The sequence below is a fragment of the Cryptosporangium minutisporangium genome, assembly GCF_039536245.1.
In the GTDB taxonomy this organism is placed as follows: domain Bacteria; phylum Actinomycetota; class Actinomycetes; order Mycobacteriales; family Cryptosporangiaceae; genus Cryptosporangium; species Cryptosporangium minutisporangium.
Window position 1 is genome coordinate 1 of the sequence record NZ_BAAAYN010000042.1, and the last position, 16,025, is coordinate 16,025.

The 16,025-nt window shown below is 67.2% G+C and carries 11 protein-coding genes and 1 pseudogene; 9 read left to right on the top strand and 3 right to left on the bottom strand.

Annotated features, from left to right (window positions below):
* The coding region (locus tag ABEB28_RS29110; protein ID WP_345731441.1) for an AMP-binding enzyme at positions 1 to 390 on the bottom strand (390 nt) is incomplete at its 3' end.
* On the opposite strand from ABEB28_RS29110, the gene ABEB28_RS29115 reads away from it, so the two are divergent.
* The 5 genes and pseudogenes from ABEB28_RS29115 (at position 380) to ABEB28_RS29135 (ending at position 2,748) form a co-directional block, all read left to right on the top strand.
* Positions 380 to 1,204: a beta-galactosidase small subunit-related protein gene (locus tag ABEB28_RS29115; RefSeq protein WP_345731442.1), complete on the top strand. Its 825-nt coding sequence runs from the start codon at positions 380 to 382 to the stop codon at positions 1,202 to 1,204. The two genes, ABEB28_RS29110 and ABEB28_RS29115, sit on opposite strands and share 11 nt — an antisense overlap.
* A gap of 133 nt (positions 1,205 to 1,337) precedes the next feature.
* Complete coding sequence (locus tag ABEB28_RS29120) at positions 1,338 to 1,583, top strand: hypothetical protein (protein WP_345731443.1); 246 nt, start codon at positions 1,338 to 1,340, stop codon at positions 1,581 to 1,583.
* Between the two features lie 412 nt (positions 1,584 to 1,995).
* Positions 1,996 to 2,265, top strand: a complete 270-nt coding sequence (locus tag ABEB28_RS29125) for a hypothetical protein (RefSeq protein WP_345731444.1) — start codon at positions 1,996 to 1,998, stop codon at positions 2,263 to 2,265.
* A gap of 12 nt (positions 2,266 to 2,277) precedes the next feature.
* Positions 2,278 to 2,502: pseudogene (locus ABEB28_RS29130) on the top strand (GAF domain-containing protein); the annotation flags it as partial.
* A gap of 57 nt (positions 2,503 to 2,559) precedes the next feature.
* Positions 2,560 to 2,748 carry an ANTAR domain-containing protein gene (locus tag ABEB28_RS29135; protein WP_345731486.1) on the top strand — a complete coding sequence of 63 codons (189 nt, stop codon included), beginning with the start codon at positions 2,560 to 2,562 and terminating at the stop codon, positions 2,746 to 2,748.
* 358 nt (positions 2,749 to 3,106) lie between these two features.
* On the opposite strand, the gene ABEB28_RS29140 is transcribed toward ABEB28_RS29135, so the two are convergent.
* Positions 3,107 to 4,042: a hypothetical protein gene (locus tag ABEB28_RS29140; protein WP_345731445.1), complete on the bottom strand. Its 936-nt coding sequence runs from the start codon at positions 4,040 to 4,042 to the stop codon at positions 3,107 to 3,109.
* A gap of 753 nt (positions 4,043 to 4,795) precedes the next feature.
* A complete protein-coding gene (locus ABEB28_RS29145) occupies positions 4,796 to 5,449 on the bottom strand; it encodes a hypothetical protein (RefSeq protein ID WP_345731446.1) in 654 nt (217 codons plus the stop codon).
* A 1,000-nt stretch (positions 5,450 to 6,449) separates the two neighbouring features.
* Here ABEB28_RS29145 and ABEB28_RS29150 point away from each other — a divergent pair.
* The 4 genes from ABEB28_RS29150 to ABEB28_RS29165 all read left to right on the top strand — a co-directional run bounded on the left by ABEB28_RS29150 (position 6,450) and on the right by ABEB28_RS29165 (position 15,962).
* Entirely contained in the window at positions 6,450 to 8,606 is a 2,157-nt protein-coding gene (locus tag ABEB28_RS29150) for a papain-like cysteine protease family protein (protein WP_345731447.1), read from the top strand.
* 121 nt (positions 8,607 to 8,727) lie between these two features.
* On the top strand, positions 8,728 to 10,647 hold the full coding sequence (locus ABEB28_RS29155; protein WP_345731448.1) for a hypothetical protein: 1,920 nt from the start codon (positions 8,728 to 8,730) through the stop codon (positions 10,645 to 10,647).
* 81 nt (positions 10,648 to 10,728) lie between these two features.
* Positions 10,729 to 14,535, top strand: coding sequence for a S8 family serine peptidase (locus ABEB28_RS29160; RefSeq protein ID WP_345731449.1), 3,807 nt, complete (start codon positions 10,729 to 10,731; stop codon positions 14,533 to 14,535).
* The gene (locus ABEB28_RS29165; protein ID WP_345731450.1) at positions 14,532 to 15,962 is read left to right on the top strand and encodes a hypothetical protein; all 1,431 of its coding nucleotides are present in this window, start codon (positions 14,532 to 14,534) and stop codon (positions 15,960 to 15,962) included. Before ABEB28_RS29160 ends, ABEB28_RS29165 begins: the two co-directional genes overlap by 4 nt.
* The last annotated feature ends 63 nt before the right edge of the window (positions 15,963 to 16,025 follow it).

The window sequence follows — 16,025 nt, forward strand, 5'->3', positions numbered from 1 at the left end:
GGCCGGTCCGTGCCCGGCCTCGGATACTGCCGTACCCGCTCCCGCCGGGCCGGACGGTTCCGGCAGCGCGTCGGGCTGAAGCTTTCCGGTCGGGGTCCGCGGCAGCCGGTCGGTAATCACGTAGGCGGACGGGTGCATGTACGGCGGAAGTCGCTGCGCCAGCCACATGCGCAGCTGGCCGTCGAGACCGTCGTGCCGCTGGGCCGCGGCGAGGTAGGCGACCAGGCGAGGGTCTTCGTCGGTGCCGCGCACGTGCACTGCCGCGTCGGACACGTGGGGATGCTGCAGCAGGCTGGCACTGATCTCGCCGGGCTCGACCCGGAACCCGCGGATCTTCACCTGGTCGTCGAACCGGCCGAGGATCTCGTAGCCGGCATCGGTGAACGCCACGGGACTGGTCGAACACCCGCTGCTCGCTGAGCCACCGCGGCTGTCGCTGTGGCGCCCGATGACCGACAACGACGGCTCGTCCGCGCTCGACAGCCGATTCATCCGCTCTGGATTCTTCCGCCTCACACCGCAGCGGGTCGACATCACGCGGGACGGCGAGTCCACGATCGTGTCAATCGACTACGCCACCGCGTGGGGCGACACGATCGAGCACCGGCAAATCGTGACCCAGGTCGCCCACGGCGACTACGTATTCGACGAACGGGTGCGGCTCCCGGAGGGGACGCGCGACGGGCTGAGCGTCGGAATCGGCTTCCGCCTCGTCGACGGGTTCGAGCGGGCTGAGTGGGTCGGGCTCGGGCCTTGGGAGAACTACCCCGATCGGCGGAAGTCGGCACTGTTCGGGCGTTGGAACAGCAGCGTCGACGACCTCGCCGTCCGGTACGTCGTCCCGCAAGGCAACGGTGCGCGAGGCGACGTCGACCACGCGGTTCTCACCGGACCCGCCGGGACCGCCGTCGTCGACTCGGCGCACCCTCTTCACCTCACGGTTTCCCGCTACTCCGCCGACCAACTCGAGCAAGCCGCCCACTGGTGGGAACTGCCCTCCTCGACCGCGACCTACGTCAACCTCGACATCGCCCAACGCGGCGTCGGTACCGCTCTACTCGGACCTGACACACGACCGCCGTTCCGGCTTTCCGGCGAGGTCTACCAATGGAAGTGGCGCCTCGCCCTCGTGACCCATGCCGGCGCCGGGCAAAAAGACGGACGCAGCTGTTCGTCCGGTTGGGTCCGTCGCTTCCCGGGGTAGATCCGGCGTGGCGACCCTGATACACAGCAGCTGGACGCGGCCGCCTGGCCGGGACGGCCCGCAACGGCAGGAAGCCGACCCTATGGCTGCGACGTGTACGTGGCGGAAATGGGATTCGTCGCTGGGAGTGACGTTGACCGGCGCCATCGACCTTGTGCTGTATGACCGGCTCGCCGACGCCGCCCGCGCCGCCGACAGCGGCGTCGACAGCGTGTTCGTGGACCTGGATGCCGTGACTTTTTTCGGCGCGCCGGGCTTGAATCTGCTCGGTCGGCTCGCCGCGAATGCCCACACGGTGGATCTGATCTGCCTGCCCGCCCGGGTACCTGTCGTGCGCATGCTGCGGGCCGTCGGTCTGGATGCCGTAGTCCGGTACTGACACCGGTGGCGTTGCGGTGAGCGAAGGACCCGGTGGCGTCGGTCTCGACGTCGCGCCGCGGGTGCCGGGCGGCCGGCGTCGGTTGGGCCGGGACGACTGCGAACGGGCCGGTGGCATGCTGCATGCAGTACGCGGTCGGCTGCGCCTAGGGCACGGCCTCTTGGTGTGCGTGCGCTGACGCAGCCGGAGCGTATGGGACAGCGCCGACCGCTCAATACGGGGTTATCGTCAGGTCTGCTCCCCAGACCCCGGAGGGTGTCGCTGTGCGGGCCGTAGGCCCCACCGGACCAACCGTCCCGGAGACGGCGCGTCCGGCAGCGTCCGCACGAGCGGACGCGCGGGTCGCCGACCCAACCACGCACGACGCGGCGCCCGGCTAACGGGCGGGTTCCCACGGTGGAGAGCAATCGACATGCACGACAGACCTATCGACCCGGTGGGCATGCCGGGGGGCGGCGACGTCTTGAACCCCGCGCGGGCCTTCGCCGCACTCGGGCGCACTCCGGTCACCGAGCCGCCACTCGGTGAGACTCTGCAGACGATCACACTCTTCACTCACCAGACGATCGCCGCGGCCGCCGAGGTGTCCATCACCGTCATCGCACAGGACCAGACGACCACCGTCGCTCACACCGGCACCCGGGCCCTGGCGCTCGACGAGGGCCAATACCGGGCCGGATAGGGGCCATGTCTAGACGCCGCCCGCAGCGGACAGATCATCACTGTCACCGACATGGACACCGAGACCCGCTGGCCCGTCTACACCCCCCGCGCCCACGCGCAGGGAGCGCGCAGCTCACTGTCGGTACCGCGTCCCGTGCAGCACCGGGTCATCGGGGGCCTCAACCTTTACGCCACCAGCTCCGGCGCCTTCGACGAAGAGGCCGTCGACCTGGCCCTCGCGTTCGCAGGCTACGCGGCCGTGGCCCTCGCGAACTCCTACCGCCACACCGCTACCGCCCAGCTGATCGAAGACATGCGCGCCGCCATGCGCTCCCGTGCGGTCATTGATCAAGCCACCGGCATCCTCCTCGGCCGCCACGGCGGAACCCTGGAGGCGGCTTTCGGAGAGCTGACGCGCATCGCTCAGGACGCTCACCGCTCATTGCGCGACACCGCCGACGACCTGGTCCTGCGCGCGCAGCGCCCTACGCCACCGCAATAGCTGCCGGTCCCGTGGCGACGCGATCCCTCGATCGGCGCCGAAACGACCAGCGTGAGCATGCCAGTGGGCAGGTCCACGCGGCCCAGGATGCCGGTGGCGAATCCGAAGCCGCAGGGGCATTCCCGTTCAGCCGCGCCGGCCGCTGCCCCTGAGCCCGTGCCACGCTGAGCGACGAGGTCAGCGACGCCGATCTCCCCATCCCGCGCACCGTGACCGCCGGCTGGTCCCACGGCACCGACACTGGGACGCCGGACAGTTCATCCGGTACACCGTCGAGGGCCTTCCTTATCGCTCACGCGGCCGTTGTGGCGGCATGGATCACCGAGGGTGGGTAGACGGGCTGCCGCCTTGCCGCCGCTCAGGTCACTTCGATGGTGAGGCGGGGCAGGAACAGCAAGCTGCCTTGCTCTTCGGTCTCGATGGGGAACGCGTCGCTGCCGTAGCGGAACGTGGCATCGGCGGCGCCGGTGGCGTTCTCATTGGTGATCAGCCAGTTCTCGTATCCGCCGGAGCGCTCGGTGGGTGGGCTGTTGCGGAGGAGCCCGGGGGTATCGGCGCCGTCGCCGTTCCAGTCGCCAGACACCGCGAATTCGGGGATCGCCGGGTTGGTCGTTCCGTAGGCGAAGACCGTCTGCGCGCTGCCGCCCTGCCGCTGGGCGTTGGTGAGCAGCCACTGGTTGCCGCGGAGCACGCCGGCGGTGTCCACTCCGTCCCCGTCCCAGTCGCCCACGATCGGCGCATCGGTCTCCGCCCGCCCGTAGGTGAACGTGACCTCGGGCGAGTTCGGGGTGGTGTTCAATCGGATCGTCCAGACGAGCTGGCCGGTGTCGCCCGCGATGACGTAGCCGACCTCGTACGCGTCGTCGCTGGGGTCGAAGTTGCCCACGATGGGATGGCCGCGCAGGGTATCGGTGAGCGCGGGGACACCGAACTCAAAGCTGATGTCGGCGGGGCCGCTGCTGTTGCTGTTGCGGAGGTGCCAGGTGAACGTTCCGGGAAAGTCGCCGGGTGGGCCGATTCGGGCGATGCCGACGGTCTCCGAACCGTCTCCGTTCCAGTCCCCGACGACGGGCAGGTCGCGGACGTTGTTGAAACGGCCGAAGCTGAACTTCAGATTGGCCGGGCCGCTGGTCGGCGTGGTGCGGATGTACCAGGTGCCGCCGTCGTAGATGACCGGTCCACTGGTGCCGTCCGGCGTCGCGGCCGCGCCTGGGGGTGCGCCGACAAGCGTGACTGCGCCCAGCGTGAGGGCGACCAGCGCGGAGGACAACGACCGTCGGTACTGAGAGCGCATGTCTCCACCTCATTGAGGATGTGGCTCGCTCCGACGCCACGCCGGACAAGTCGGCCTTTTTCAGGGTGGCAGCGGCATGAGCCTGGGCGCCACAGCCGGACGCACGGTCTGCATCGGCCGATGGTCGTCAATGCGACGGTCTGCGCTGTAGGTCGAAGACCGATGAAGACCACCCAGCCGTCGCACACTCGGCCGGCTGCAGCCGCATGCAGGTGGGCCGCTGCCGCCGTCGAGTTCGCTAGGCGGGCGGTGGCGGCGGCACGCTCAGGGCAGAACGCTCACTCGACCCGGCCGCGCATGTGGCCAAGCGGAAGGCGGCCGGTGTCCTCGCCGCGCTGCCGTCCCATCGCAGCCGATCCTCGGCCGCGTCGAGCGCCACGATGGTCGGGCTGCTGAACTCGACATCTCCGCGACCGGGCACCTGTCAGGCCGTACCGCACAGTTCGAATACTGCCGTCTACCAGCACAACGAGCAATGACGCGCGCAAGCCGACGAGAGGTCACTCGGGGCGTCCCGGGGATTGACGCGATGCCGTGGTCCGGCAGACCGAGCCGAGTCGACTACAACGACCCACAGATCGCCCTCGCGAGTCCCGGTAGCCGACGACCGCACCGAGTCGCGGCTCCGCGCATAAACGCGCGCTCGGCCGACAAGCATGAGCTCGGCGGGACGCAGCGACCGTTCAACTACTCCCTGTCGATCGGATGGCCTCGGGGCACTGGCAATCATGACCAGCCGAATCAGACCCTATATTAACGGTAGCGTTCTGATATTACCTCAAGTAGATCGGTAATCGTCTCCCTGTCGCGCGCCTCATCGATCGTAAGGGCGATGGCGAGCGCGGTTGACATCCAGGCAAGTTCCTCATTCATATCTACCGAGAGAGCAACCTGGTTGCGGAAGTAGGCCATGTCATAGCCGCTGCGGAGCGCCCAGATAGCCCCGGCAACTAGAGAAAAATCAACTTTGATAGTGCCACACAAATCCATCGCTCGCGAAATCATCAAATCGCAAAGCGGAAGATCGACGCCTATCGTCTGGGCGCTTGCCTTGAATTCAGTTAGCAATTCGGATATGAGCGTTATCAGGCCACCCGCGAACGACCGGAGGCCAGCTTTGCGCACTTTGGTGGTCGCATAGGCGCGGTCGAGGCCGCCGCTCGGCAGTAGGGCCAAAATACACGCCGCGGCAGCCTGCACATCGCCCGGCCGAAAGACAGGTTGGAGCGGTCGCACCTGGCTAGGATGCGTAAGCGTCGCAACATGTTCTTCGCGGTTTTTTATTAGCACGGCTCGAAGCTTTCCAGCGGAGACCCTAGAGATTAGGCTCGCCGCCGAATTTCTGAACTCAGCACACCCTACTTCGATGGTGCTCTCTGCTGTCTCGGAGAGTGGCGTCTGCGACATCCGGACGAGTTTAGCCGCCCGCGCCCCCACGTGTGGTCCGCCGCCGCTTGTCAACCCCGGATGTGGCTTCTTCATTGCTTGCGTGAAGACCGGACCGCGGCTCAAGCTTCACGGGTAAGCACAGACCCGCACTAGCCGATGGAGCAGCGTCATGCTCGCGAAGAAGACAAGAATTGAGTCGATCAGAAGGCGAAAGAAAATCCTCACTGCCGTCGCTGGCTGCCTGATCGTCGGCGTACTGGCGCAGGTTCATTCGATCCTTGCAGGCGCAATTACAACCGCATGTACAATCTTTGGATTGGTGGCCACCCTCCTGAAGAACGAGTGTTGTCGGCGAACTGACGACCAATCAGCTGATGAATACTCGGCACTGCAGCGCCGGTTAGCTAGGGATGAAATTGACCAGCCACCCTACGGACATAACCCCCACGCATCCTCCTCCCAAGAGGATACGTGGACTACTGATTTGGCCGATCGAGATGTCCGGAAAGCATCGGGTTCCTCGAGCACGAGCGAGCTGCCCGCACCCTAGGAAACACGGGAGGTAACGTTGCCACATCGGCTATCGCCAAATTAGTGACGCCGTGGCACGGAATGAGAGTGGTCCGACGACGAGCCTCCTTGCTGGGCCGCATCGGGATCTCATCGCTGGAGCGGATCCGATCGACCTTGATCTGATTGGCCGTCCAGAACGGTGCCGATAAGCGCCTTCCTGCGCATTGCGGCCATCTGATCGCTGTGACCGATGGCCATGGGATCTCGATTGTCCGCCAAAAAGCAGATCCTATACATCTCCCTCCTGCAGCCGTTCACCAACCGAAGCGTGACGATGCACTAGTGCACGCCCCACGCGAATGTCGAACCTGTTCACAGATACATTTCAGAAGCATCTAGCTCACCGCGGCGTGTCATGCCGACCTCGATCGCTTGGGCACCGTTTTAGTGACAGGCGATGCGACGTGTCATTCCGACCGTCTCAGCGAGAGAGAGGGCTGCAATCATGACGTCGGCACTGCGTGAGCAGCTCGGGATCGGCATCGATGCGCAGTCCTGGGACGTCGATGACTTCCGGCTGTGGGCCAGCAACGCGCGTGGAGTAGTCCTGTACGCACCGACATCCCTGCGGCTCGGACGTAACTCGACCGGAAGGCCAGCGGCCGCCGTCACGCAGAATCTTCGGTGGCGTGACGGGATCTATCAGTCTCTCGGCGGATCAGCCACACTGGGATTCTTCGACGACGACCTTTCCGATGTTGACCGATGCCGCCGCGATCGTGAGTGGCGTCGAGTGGTGTGTGCGGGTGCGAGTGTGGCGGATGCGCCGTCATTCGTGCCGTTGGAGATGCGCGACCTGCAACTGACTGCGACCGTGGACCGTCGCTCCGCGCGACTGCTCGCGCCGGAGCTCACCTCGACGCGCACGGCCACCTTCGAGCTGACCGCAGCGGGAGCGAGCGAATGGGTCGCCGCCGTCACGGACGGGGGCGCCGTCGCCGGAAGCATCCGGATGTCCTATCGCTACCCGCGCCTGCTTAAGCCGGGCACGGTCACGATCACCATCCATGGAGCCCAAGTTTTCAACGAGCTGGCCCGGCAGCTGGGCGGGGCCGTCGGCGACCCACCACGCGCCACCGCCGCGCGTATCGCAGATGCGTGGTCCAGTCTCTTCACAGCCGGCGCACTTGGCCTATCGATCGACCCTCCCACGACGGGTGAGCGCGCCGACGGATTGATGGATCAGGTGCACGAGGAACTATTCAGCGCGCTGTTCGTGCCGGTTCGAAGCGACGGGCAACCAGCCGGGAAATATGAACTGCGGTGGCGGCACCCCTCCGATGTCCCAGACACCTCGCTCAGCGTGTCCGCGGCCGGATGGACCTGGGTGACAGCCGCGCTGGATTGCGAACTGTCCACGCTCCTCCGCACGGTCGATCCGGCCGACGTCCTCACGACTTATGCGACCGCGTCGGTGCCGACGCGGGTGGTCGTGGAATCCGCCGCCGAGGTCTCCTCGGTCGAGGTCTCGCTCGACTTCGGCGACGGCCGCCCGCCCGCAGTGTTCACGTGCGACGGATCCGGCATGACTCGCCAGGTCGCGATTGCCGCGGAACGTCCCGAGCAGGTTACGGCGACTTATCACGCACGCGTTCTGTTCGCGGATCCAGACAGCTCGGCCGTAGAGGTGGCGGGCGTCGCGGCCTACGCCGCTGGATGCCTATCGGTGGATCTGCGCCCGGGAACGTGGATCCGACGGCACACGATCTATCTCTACGCTCAGCGCGACGGCCAGATCCTGACGACCGGCAGCGAGGACGGTAGCGGGGACGTCATCACAGTCACCGCCCTCTACCAGCCGGGTGGAGCGCCGCCGATCCGGAGAGCAGCACGAATCACGACCGGCGTGCCGCTGACTTTGACCTATCCGGTCCCGCCTGGCTCACCCACGGGCAGTCTTCATCTGACCGCACTCGGGACCGTCGGCGGAAAACTGATCACGGCGTCTGTGCCCGTGGACGCCACTGCGGAGTCGATCTATCTCCTCGTCACCGGCGACACGCTCAGGGTTGTGAATCCCGCCGATCTCCCCAGCGAGTCGGACCCGGTGGCTGAGCAGCTCCGCGCCGGCCAATCGCGTCCGCTGGTCACCTGGCGCTCAGCGCCGAGGGCGGAGGCCGACCGCGAGATTGACGTCATCACCGACGTCGTCTTGATCCCGCAGCCCACGGACGTGTCGTGCTGGGCCGCGGCCCTCGCGATGGTCGTGAGCGCGCGAGACCGGGCATCCCGATCGGCGGAGGCGGTGGCTCTCCAGGCAGGAATGGACGTGAGCACCGGCTACGGCTGGAGCCAGATCCGTGCAGCCGTCAACGCGTGGAACCTGGTTGAGGAGGGCCCGCGGAGCGCAGAGCCCGCGGAATGGGCTCGGATGCTCGAAGCCTGGGGCCCCATCTGGATCGTCGAGATCGGCGCTCCGTACCACGCCGTGGTCCTCGGCGGGATCCGGGGCGATGGCACGGCGGAAGGAACGCGGGTGACGCTTTACAACCCATGGCCACCCGGAGTCGGCGTCATCGAGTCGAAGAGCTTCCTGGACTTCGACTCGGACTTCGGGCTGGGCGCCGGCGCAGGCGCCGCAATCGTTCACGCGAGAAACTGAGTCTTCTACACGGGGGTACATGATGGGGACCTTCCTCACCGAGAACGTTCCGGTCAGCTTGGCCGGGACACTCGGGTCCGCCGGAAACTTCCGGCTCTTCGCTTGCGACCAGCCAGACGTCGTGCTCTACGTCGCCAAGACACCCACGCTGATGCTCGACCGCGACGGTCAGCCGGCGGTCGCGGTCACGACGTACACGACACAGGCAGCCGACGGAAGCGTCAAGGTCACGTCGGGCGCGGCGACGATCGGCGTCAATACCGCCCCGCCGCTCGACCAAGCGGCGATCGACGAGGCGAAAGCCCGGCTCGGTCAACTGGGGTACGACCCGGCGAAGCTACGGTTCCTACCGCTGACGACCCAGAAGGGAAAAGCGCGCCTCAATTTGGCTACCGTCGCCGGAGAGCCCGACCGTGCGCACAACGAGCGGGATGTAGGGAATCCTGGTGGCTCCTTGTCCTTCCTCGCCTCGCTGACCGAGGTAGGTGCGCTCGAGTGGTCGCAAGGCATCAAGCAGCACACACGAATCACCGGCGACATCACCATTCAATTCGACTATCTGCGCCGGGTCCCGGACATGGGCGCGACCGTCCGCGTGCACGGCCAACGCGTGTTCGACCACTTCTCCGCTGCCCTGCAGGCCAGTTACAACGGCTTCTTCTACGGTGGCAGCGCGAAAATCGAAGCGGCGTGGGATGAGTTGAGCCGTAACGGTGGCGTCGAGGTGGTGTTCCAGGGCCAGGGACTGCCACCGGAACTGGAGAAGTACCGGCAAGAGATGGTCACCACCTTCACCAAGCAGGCGACGGCCATCCTGTTCGACCAGATCTTCGCGCCGATGCCGCAGGTAGCTCCCGCGGAGCCCGACAAGAGTGGTGGCATCTTCGGTGGAGCCAACTTCGCTCTCAAATGGCAGAAGAAGACCGACGCGATCGACCTGGTTCAGGATATTCAGTTCCGCGGCACTACCTGGCTCACCGAGACGATGGACGTCAGTCTGGCGGCTCTGCTCGGCGACTTGCCGCAGAGCTGCTTGACCGAAATCCCGGCTCAGCAGGCCTTCGACTCGGTGGTCGTCGTTGACGCCGACCCGATGCTGTCCAACGCCGCAGTGTCGATGACCTGGAGTGAAGGCCGCTCGCCCGTCGCGCCGGTCTTCGGATCAGAGGGGGGCCAGCAGCGCTACACCGTGGTGAGCACCAACCCGAACGCGGTCACCGTCACCTGCAACACCAACATCAACTACAAGCCGAGGTGGCCGGTCGTCGTTCACCGGCAGTCCAGGCCCGTGAGTGACCGAGGAAACTCTATGGTGATCAAGTCGGCCGCATCCGTCGGACGGCAAGACATCTTCCTGTTCATCCGTGAAGGCAACCGGATCCTCATGCCCCCGGCAAATATCTCCGGGGACTACCTGGTACTCAACGTCTCCTACGAAGGTCCGCATCTACCGGTGCCGGTGCGCGACTCCGCGCATATCGACGCCGGCGCACCGGTGGAGTTCGCCTACCCCCTCGATCCCGACGGACGGCCAGGCATCGCCAAGTTCAGCGCCTTCGGCGTCATCGGTGGCCAGCTCAAGCGGGCCGGCGAGCAAGTAATTCCGCAGACCGACTCGGCGGTCTTCATCCTCGCCACCCGTGGCGGGGACATCCAGCTCGTCACCAGCGAGACCATCCTCGGGGAGAGCGACAACCTCGCCGCGGACCTCGTGCGCGGCCAGGGACGTCCGGTCGTGCTCAGCGGCGGCCCAGCCGGCTCGCCGGCCCCGGAGACGACCCGGGCCGGCCGGAACGGATCGAATCGCGGCCCGTCGAGCAACGGTCAGGGACGCGTCATCAGCGGCCGGACCATCGGAATCGAGTACGGATCACCGGGACCGGCCCTCTGGCTGCGGCTCCCGGACGGCACGTCGCAACGTATCGGGCTGCGCAGCTCGGAGAACTGGAGCGCGTTCGAGCACGACAGTCGCGACGTGAAGGTCTACATGGAACCTGCGGGCGAGTTCGCCGAACGGATCTACACGCCGCTCACCGTCTGAGCACCGCTGCAGCCCCGCCCATCCTCCGGTGCGCCGCAGCCCGCGGCGCACCGGTCTTATCCACACGAGAGGGTCGCCCGCGTGCCCGCACCGACAACCAAGTCACGGCTGCGCCTGCCGAACGCCAGCAAGGCACTTCTCGCCCGCGCCCGGCGCACGCTCGAGCCCACGGACGACCCGGCGTCGGAAGCAACACGCGACCGGATGGTCACCGCCTTCGTGGAATTCCTCGAGCCAGTCGACGCCCGCTGGTCGGCGCGCCTCCACGACCTCGGACTACAGATCATCGGCTACCAGCCGGAGAACAGCTATCTCTGTCGCGGCCCGCTCTCGGCGTTCCACCGCGCGCGTACGGACATCACCACGAGCGGGAACCGATCGGCGGTCGCCACAGTCACCGACCTGCTCCCCGAGTTCAAACCGCAGCTGGAGTCACTCGGTGAAGCCGGGAACGACGTCGTGATCGTGGTGGCTGCCTCCGCCGGTGAGCGGGCCGTCATCGCCGCCGAAATCGGCGCTGTTCCCGGCGTCGTCCTCCTCGACGGCGCAGGCAACGACACCCTTGACCACGCACGCATCCGCTTCCGCGCCCGCATCCAGTCCGACAGCCAACGGGCGTTGCTGCAACACCCGCAGGTCCTCGCCGTCGAGGACTTCGTCGCGCCGGTACCTGAAGATGAACAGGCCGGACTGATCGTCGCGGGTCTCTACGACGCTGCCGGGCACCCCGCAGGCTCCTATCTTCGGTGGTTGCGCGACCTGGACCTCGACGGACGCGGAGCCCTCATCGGCATCGTCGACAGTGGGGTCGACGTCAGCCATCCGGCGTTCACCGGCCGCGTCAGAGACCTAACCGGCGGCCGCAAAGACTGGCACGCCACGATGGTCGCCGGACACGCCGCGGGGGACTATCGCGAATCCACAGACGATGAGGGCCTCATCTACGGCCTGGGCATCGCACCCGCCGCGCAGGTGCTCTCACAGTGGAAGAGCCTCTCCGCCGAGGAACTCTGCCGGCAAACCGTGGGCGAAGCGGCGGGGCTCTTCGCCGTGCAGAACAACTCCTGGGGCAAGCAACCGGCTGATCCGATGAGCTACGGATCCGACGAAGCGCTCTACGACGCACTCGTCCGGAACGCCGATCCGGCCGCGACAACGCCAGCGCCCCTCGTCGTCTGCTTCAGCGCCGGGAACTCAGGCGCCGCCGGTCTCACCCGGCCGAAGGCCGCGAAGAACGTCCTCGTCACCGGCAACTCCGAGAGCTTCCGCCCGAACGCAGGAGGCATCCAGAGCGACGACATCAGCGAGGTCTACACCGGTCTGCACGGCTCGAGCCACGGCAACTGCGGCGACGGACGAGTACGGCCCCATGTCGTCGCGCCCGGCGAATGGACCGCGTCGGCCAACTACGACTGCCATGCCGGCGAACCCGAGTACGTCAATCCGCTGATCACCTGGGGCGGCGGATCCTCCGGCGCCAGTCCTAAGACAGCCGGCGCCTGCGCGCTGCTCGCGCAATGGTGGCTCCGTACACACCCCGACCGGCCGCCCTCTCCAGCGCTGCTCCGAGCGCTGATCGTCAACGGCGCCGAGCCCATGCGCGGCGCCGGATCTCCGCCCAACAGCCAGCAGGGATGGGGACGGCTCAATCTCGCGAACATCCTCGATCCGGCGGTGGCTCGCGTCATCGCCGACGAAGGCGACCGCATGACGCTGGCCGGGCAAGAACGCCGCTGGACGCTGCGGGTGGCCGATCCACGCCGGCCGGTCAAGGTCACCCTTGCCTGGACCGATCCCCCCGGGGCTGTCGGCACCGGCGCCTCGGCGGAGCTCTCCCCGATCGTCAATCGGCTTGCCCTCCGCGTCACCACGAACGGGCGTCGCTATCAAGGACTGCCCGATCGATTCCGCGAGGGCGTCACGCTCGACGACGCGGCACTGGCAACCGCGGCGAGCAAACTCCTGCCGGAGGGCGCGGACAACCTGCAGAACATCGTCCTCGCGCCGGGTACCGTCGGCGGAGAGCTCACCGTCACGGTGAACGCTCTCCGTGTGGTCGCTGACTGCCGGACCGGCCGATACATCGAGCCTGGCCAGGATTTCGCGCTCGTGATCACCAACGCGGTGGTAGACAGTGCAGCCACGCCCACGGTCGTCGCGGTGACCGCAGACCCCGAGTCGTTCCGCCCCGCCGACCCGAGCGCCGTGCGTCACTGGTCGGCCGACTCCGCCGACGGTGACCGAGTTCTCGCCGAGATTTCGGCCGGCGGCAGGGATGCCGTGTCCCTGCCTCCTGACCGGCTACCCGATGACGCAGCGTGGTGGGAGACGGAGACGCCCGCCGCGACCGTCGGCGCGGATGCCGAACGCGACGGGCTGGCCCCCGACGCGCTCATCGCAACGGCGACGGCGGTCACCGCTGGTGCGCTGGACACCGCCGGGCACCGTATCGCGATCGGTTCGACATACGCCGCGTTTGCCCCCGATCAGGCCGCTACCGGTTTGGGAGCAGCGATCTCCTCCCTCCTCAGTGCCGTCCGCTCACCCCCATGCGACGACGTCGAGCCGCCGTCACCTGCCGCGCATGCGTGCGCGATCCTGCTCGTCGGCTCCGGTACACGAGCACAGGTCGCGGACCTCCACGCCCTCCGGACGCTCGCAGCAGCCGCGACGCTCACCATCGTGTCTGACGACGCCAGCGTCCTGGCATTTCTCGCCCAACGGATCGGTCCCGGCGCCTCAGCGAAGTATCGATTGGCCGCCGGGCACAACCAATTGCCCGACGTCCTCAGCGAAGCGATGACGGACTCTGGCGGCCTTCAACGAATCCTCGTCTCGCAGGAGACCACCGCGACCGGCACACGCTTCTCCTTCGGGGTCGTGCCCGCCGATCGCAGCATCGTCGTCCGTGTCGAGGGCGAACTCGCCGAGCGATCCGGCACCCTGGTGCTGCGGGCCGCCGACGGCACGGAGATCACGTGGCCCTTCGACGCGGCCCCTCAGGATGGCGCTGATATCAGGGTCGCCGTGCGCACGGGCGCGGTGGAGTTCGCACACCTGGCAGCCAGCGGTCTACCCGGGCAGTGGGAACTTCGCGCGGAGGGCTGGGAGCAGCCTGTCCGCGCTCAGGCATGGGCGGTGGGTGGGACACGCCTGGCGGCGGGCCACACGCCGACGGCGTCCGGCGCGAGAGCAGAGACCGCCGACCGCACCATGCTTCGCGTCGCCGGACCGCCCGGACACCTCCTTCGGCAGCTCACCGTAGAGCCGCCCCGCCTGACTGGTACCGACACTGGCCCGCGCAGCGAGTACCCACGCGCCACCGTCATCCGCGCCGTCCCTGGACGACTGGACAACAGCGGGCAGACGATTCCCGAAGCGCAGCGAACCGCCGCGCCTGTTCCGGCGCTCGGTCAGGTACTCCCCCTGCCCGGCGGACCCACACCGGTCGTCGGTGATCTGACGATCCACGCCGTCGGCACCGACTCCGGCGGCCATGACTTCGATCGCACCGTTCGAATCGATGTGCACCGCGTCCAGCCCTGGTCCGATTGGCGCGCGCAGGTCGCCGCCGACCGGAAGCTGCGTTACACCCGCGGCCGCATACTGGCGCTCGAGTCCGGACGAGACGGTGTCGATCGAGTCACCGTCGCCCGCGGCGGCCGAAGGCGCGTCGTCCAGGTCGTCCCCGAGCCGCTCCGCCAACAGCTGGCCGCCGCCGGTACAGCCCACCTCGCGGGCCTGGACCTGGTGCTGGGCGTGACCGGAAACGAGCTTCACGCCCTCTACCGGCCCCTCTACCCCGACCTCGGTCACCCGGCCGCACCAGTCTTCGAGGAGACACACACCCTGGCCGAGGTACCGACTGGAGCGCACCCCACGTCATGAACGACAGCCCCGTCCTCGCAAGGCCCCTCCGGACGCTGACGGCCAGTCGCGTCACCACCGACTCACTCGGATTCACGGCGGCCTGGCTCACCCGCCCGGCCTGGGACATCGGGCCGGTGCCCGCTCAGCCTCTGCCGCCGAGCCCCCCGTCCGACGACGAACCACTCCTGAACGGGAACTTCCGCATCCAACCGTTCCCGAAAGAACGAATGGTCGTGGTCGGGTCGACCCGGCTCAGCCTCCGGACGTTCTCCCTCACGGTGCAGAAAGTCCTCAGCGCCGACGGGTCGATCCGGGTCTGCGGCGCCACGGCCGTCTTCGTCGTCAGCGCCTACGCCGAGGAGACCCTCGATGAGTTGGCCCGGAATCAGCAAAGCTGGCTCACCGATCTGTCCCGTCGGACCGCTATCGACAACAGCTGGACCTTCGTCCCCGAGACCCGGGCGAGCTTGACGATCACGCTCGAGCTACCGCCTGGCGTGGCCGTCGGGGAATCGTCGATCGCCGCCTCCGCGATAGCCGGTACCGCCATCGTCATCGTAGAACTGACCGAGGTAGCCGCACTGACGTGGATGAACGCGCTCCAGCAGGGTGCAGGTTCGACCCTGCCCGGCGTGTTTCGCGTCAGCGCCACCACGCCGCGTTTCACCACTCAGGGCTTTGGTCTGGAGCCACGCCGCCTGGACACTCCCGTCGGGGTTTTGCTCGCTGCACGAGGACCAGCCGATATCCGCGTCATCGATCCCCAGCAAACGGTGAGCGGCCGCGTGGTGGTGATGGGCAGCGCCCTCGTCGGCACGACAACCCTGACGATCAGACCGAACCAAGGCGGTAGCCCAGTCTCAGCGGCGCTCGGACCCGGCGGCGGCGACCTCGTACTCTCGGTCACCAGCGCCACCCCGCAGTCGGTCACCATGGGATGGACGGCCGAGGTCGGATTCACCCCGCCCGGATGGCCGGTCGTACCGACGACGGGCTCACTGGACGCTGCCCGTGGATGGAACACGATCCTCAAACCCGAGGCATGGTGCGTGAGTTACCTACTCTTTCCCGTCGCTGTCGACGGTGTCGGTCGGCCCCAGGCCGCAAACGCGCAGGAGATCAGAGTGCAGGGAATCCTGTCCTACTCCGCGCCCTATATCAGTGGCGGCCACCTCACGAGCGCGTTCAACCTGCCCATTGCCACCCCGCTCAACGTCCTTCTGCCCCGCTACCCCGACCAACCGTTCGGACAGCCGGTCCTCAACGTCATCGCGACACGCAACGGCTTCTCCGGCATGGCCTCCAAGACCCTCGGCCCTGATGACGTCGTCCTCGCGATCCTCATTCATCCGAACGGACAACCCGAAGTCCGAAGCTCGACCGACCCGTGGCCAGAGAACGCGGCAACCGGACACCTCCTCGGCGCGCTCGGACAGTTGTCCTGACCCGCCAGCGAAGTCCGCGGCCGTGCGCAACCGTCGGCGCCCCATACACCGGTCGACAGCTCT

Bases quoted from the DNA above. Each gene is read 5' to 3' on its own strand.
- ABEB28_RS29165 (WP_345731450.1), top strand. From the start codon at position 14,532: ATGAACGACAGCCCCGTCCTCGCAAGGCCCCTCCGGACGCTGACGGCC.
- ABEB28_RS29140 (WP_345731445.1), bottom strand. From the start codon at position 4,042: ATGCGCTCTCAGTACCGACGGTCGTTGTCCTCCGCGCTGGTCGCCCTC.
- ABEB28_RS29125 (WP_345731444.1), top strand. From the start codon at position 1,996: ATGCACGACAGACCTATCGACCCGGTGGGCATGCCGGGGGGCGGCGAC.
- ABEB28_RS29135 (WP_345731486.1), top strand. From the start codon at position 2,560: ATGCGCGCCGCCATGCGCTCCCGTGCGGTCATTGATCAAGCCACCGGC.
- ABEB28_RS29150 (WP_345731447.1), top strand. From the start codon at position 6,450: ATGACGTCGGCACTGCGTGAGCAGCTCGGGATCGGCATCGATGCGCAG.
- ABEB28_RS29145 (WP_345731446.1), bottom strand. From the start codon at position 5,449: ATGTCGCAGACGCCACTCTCCGAGACAGCAGAGAGCACCATCGAAGTA.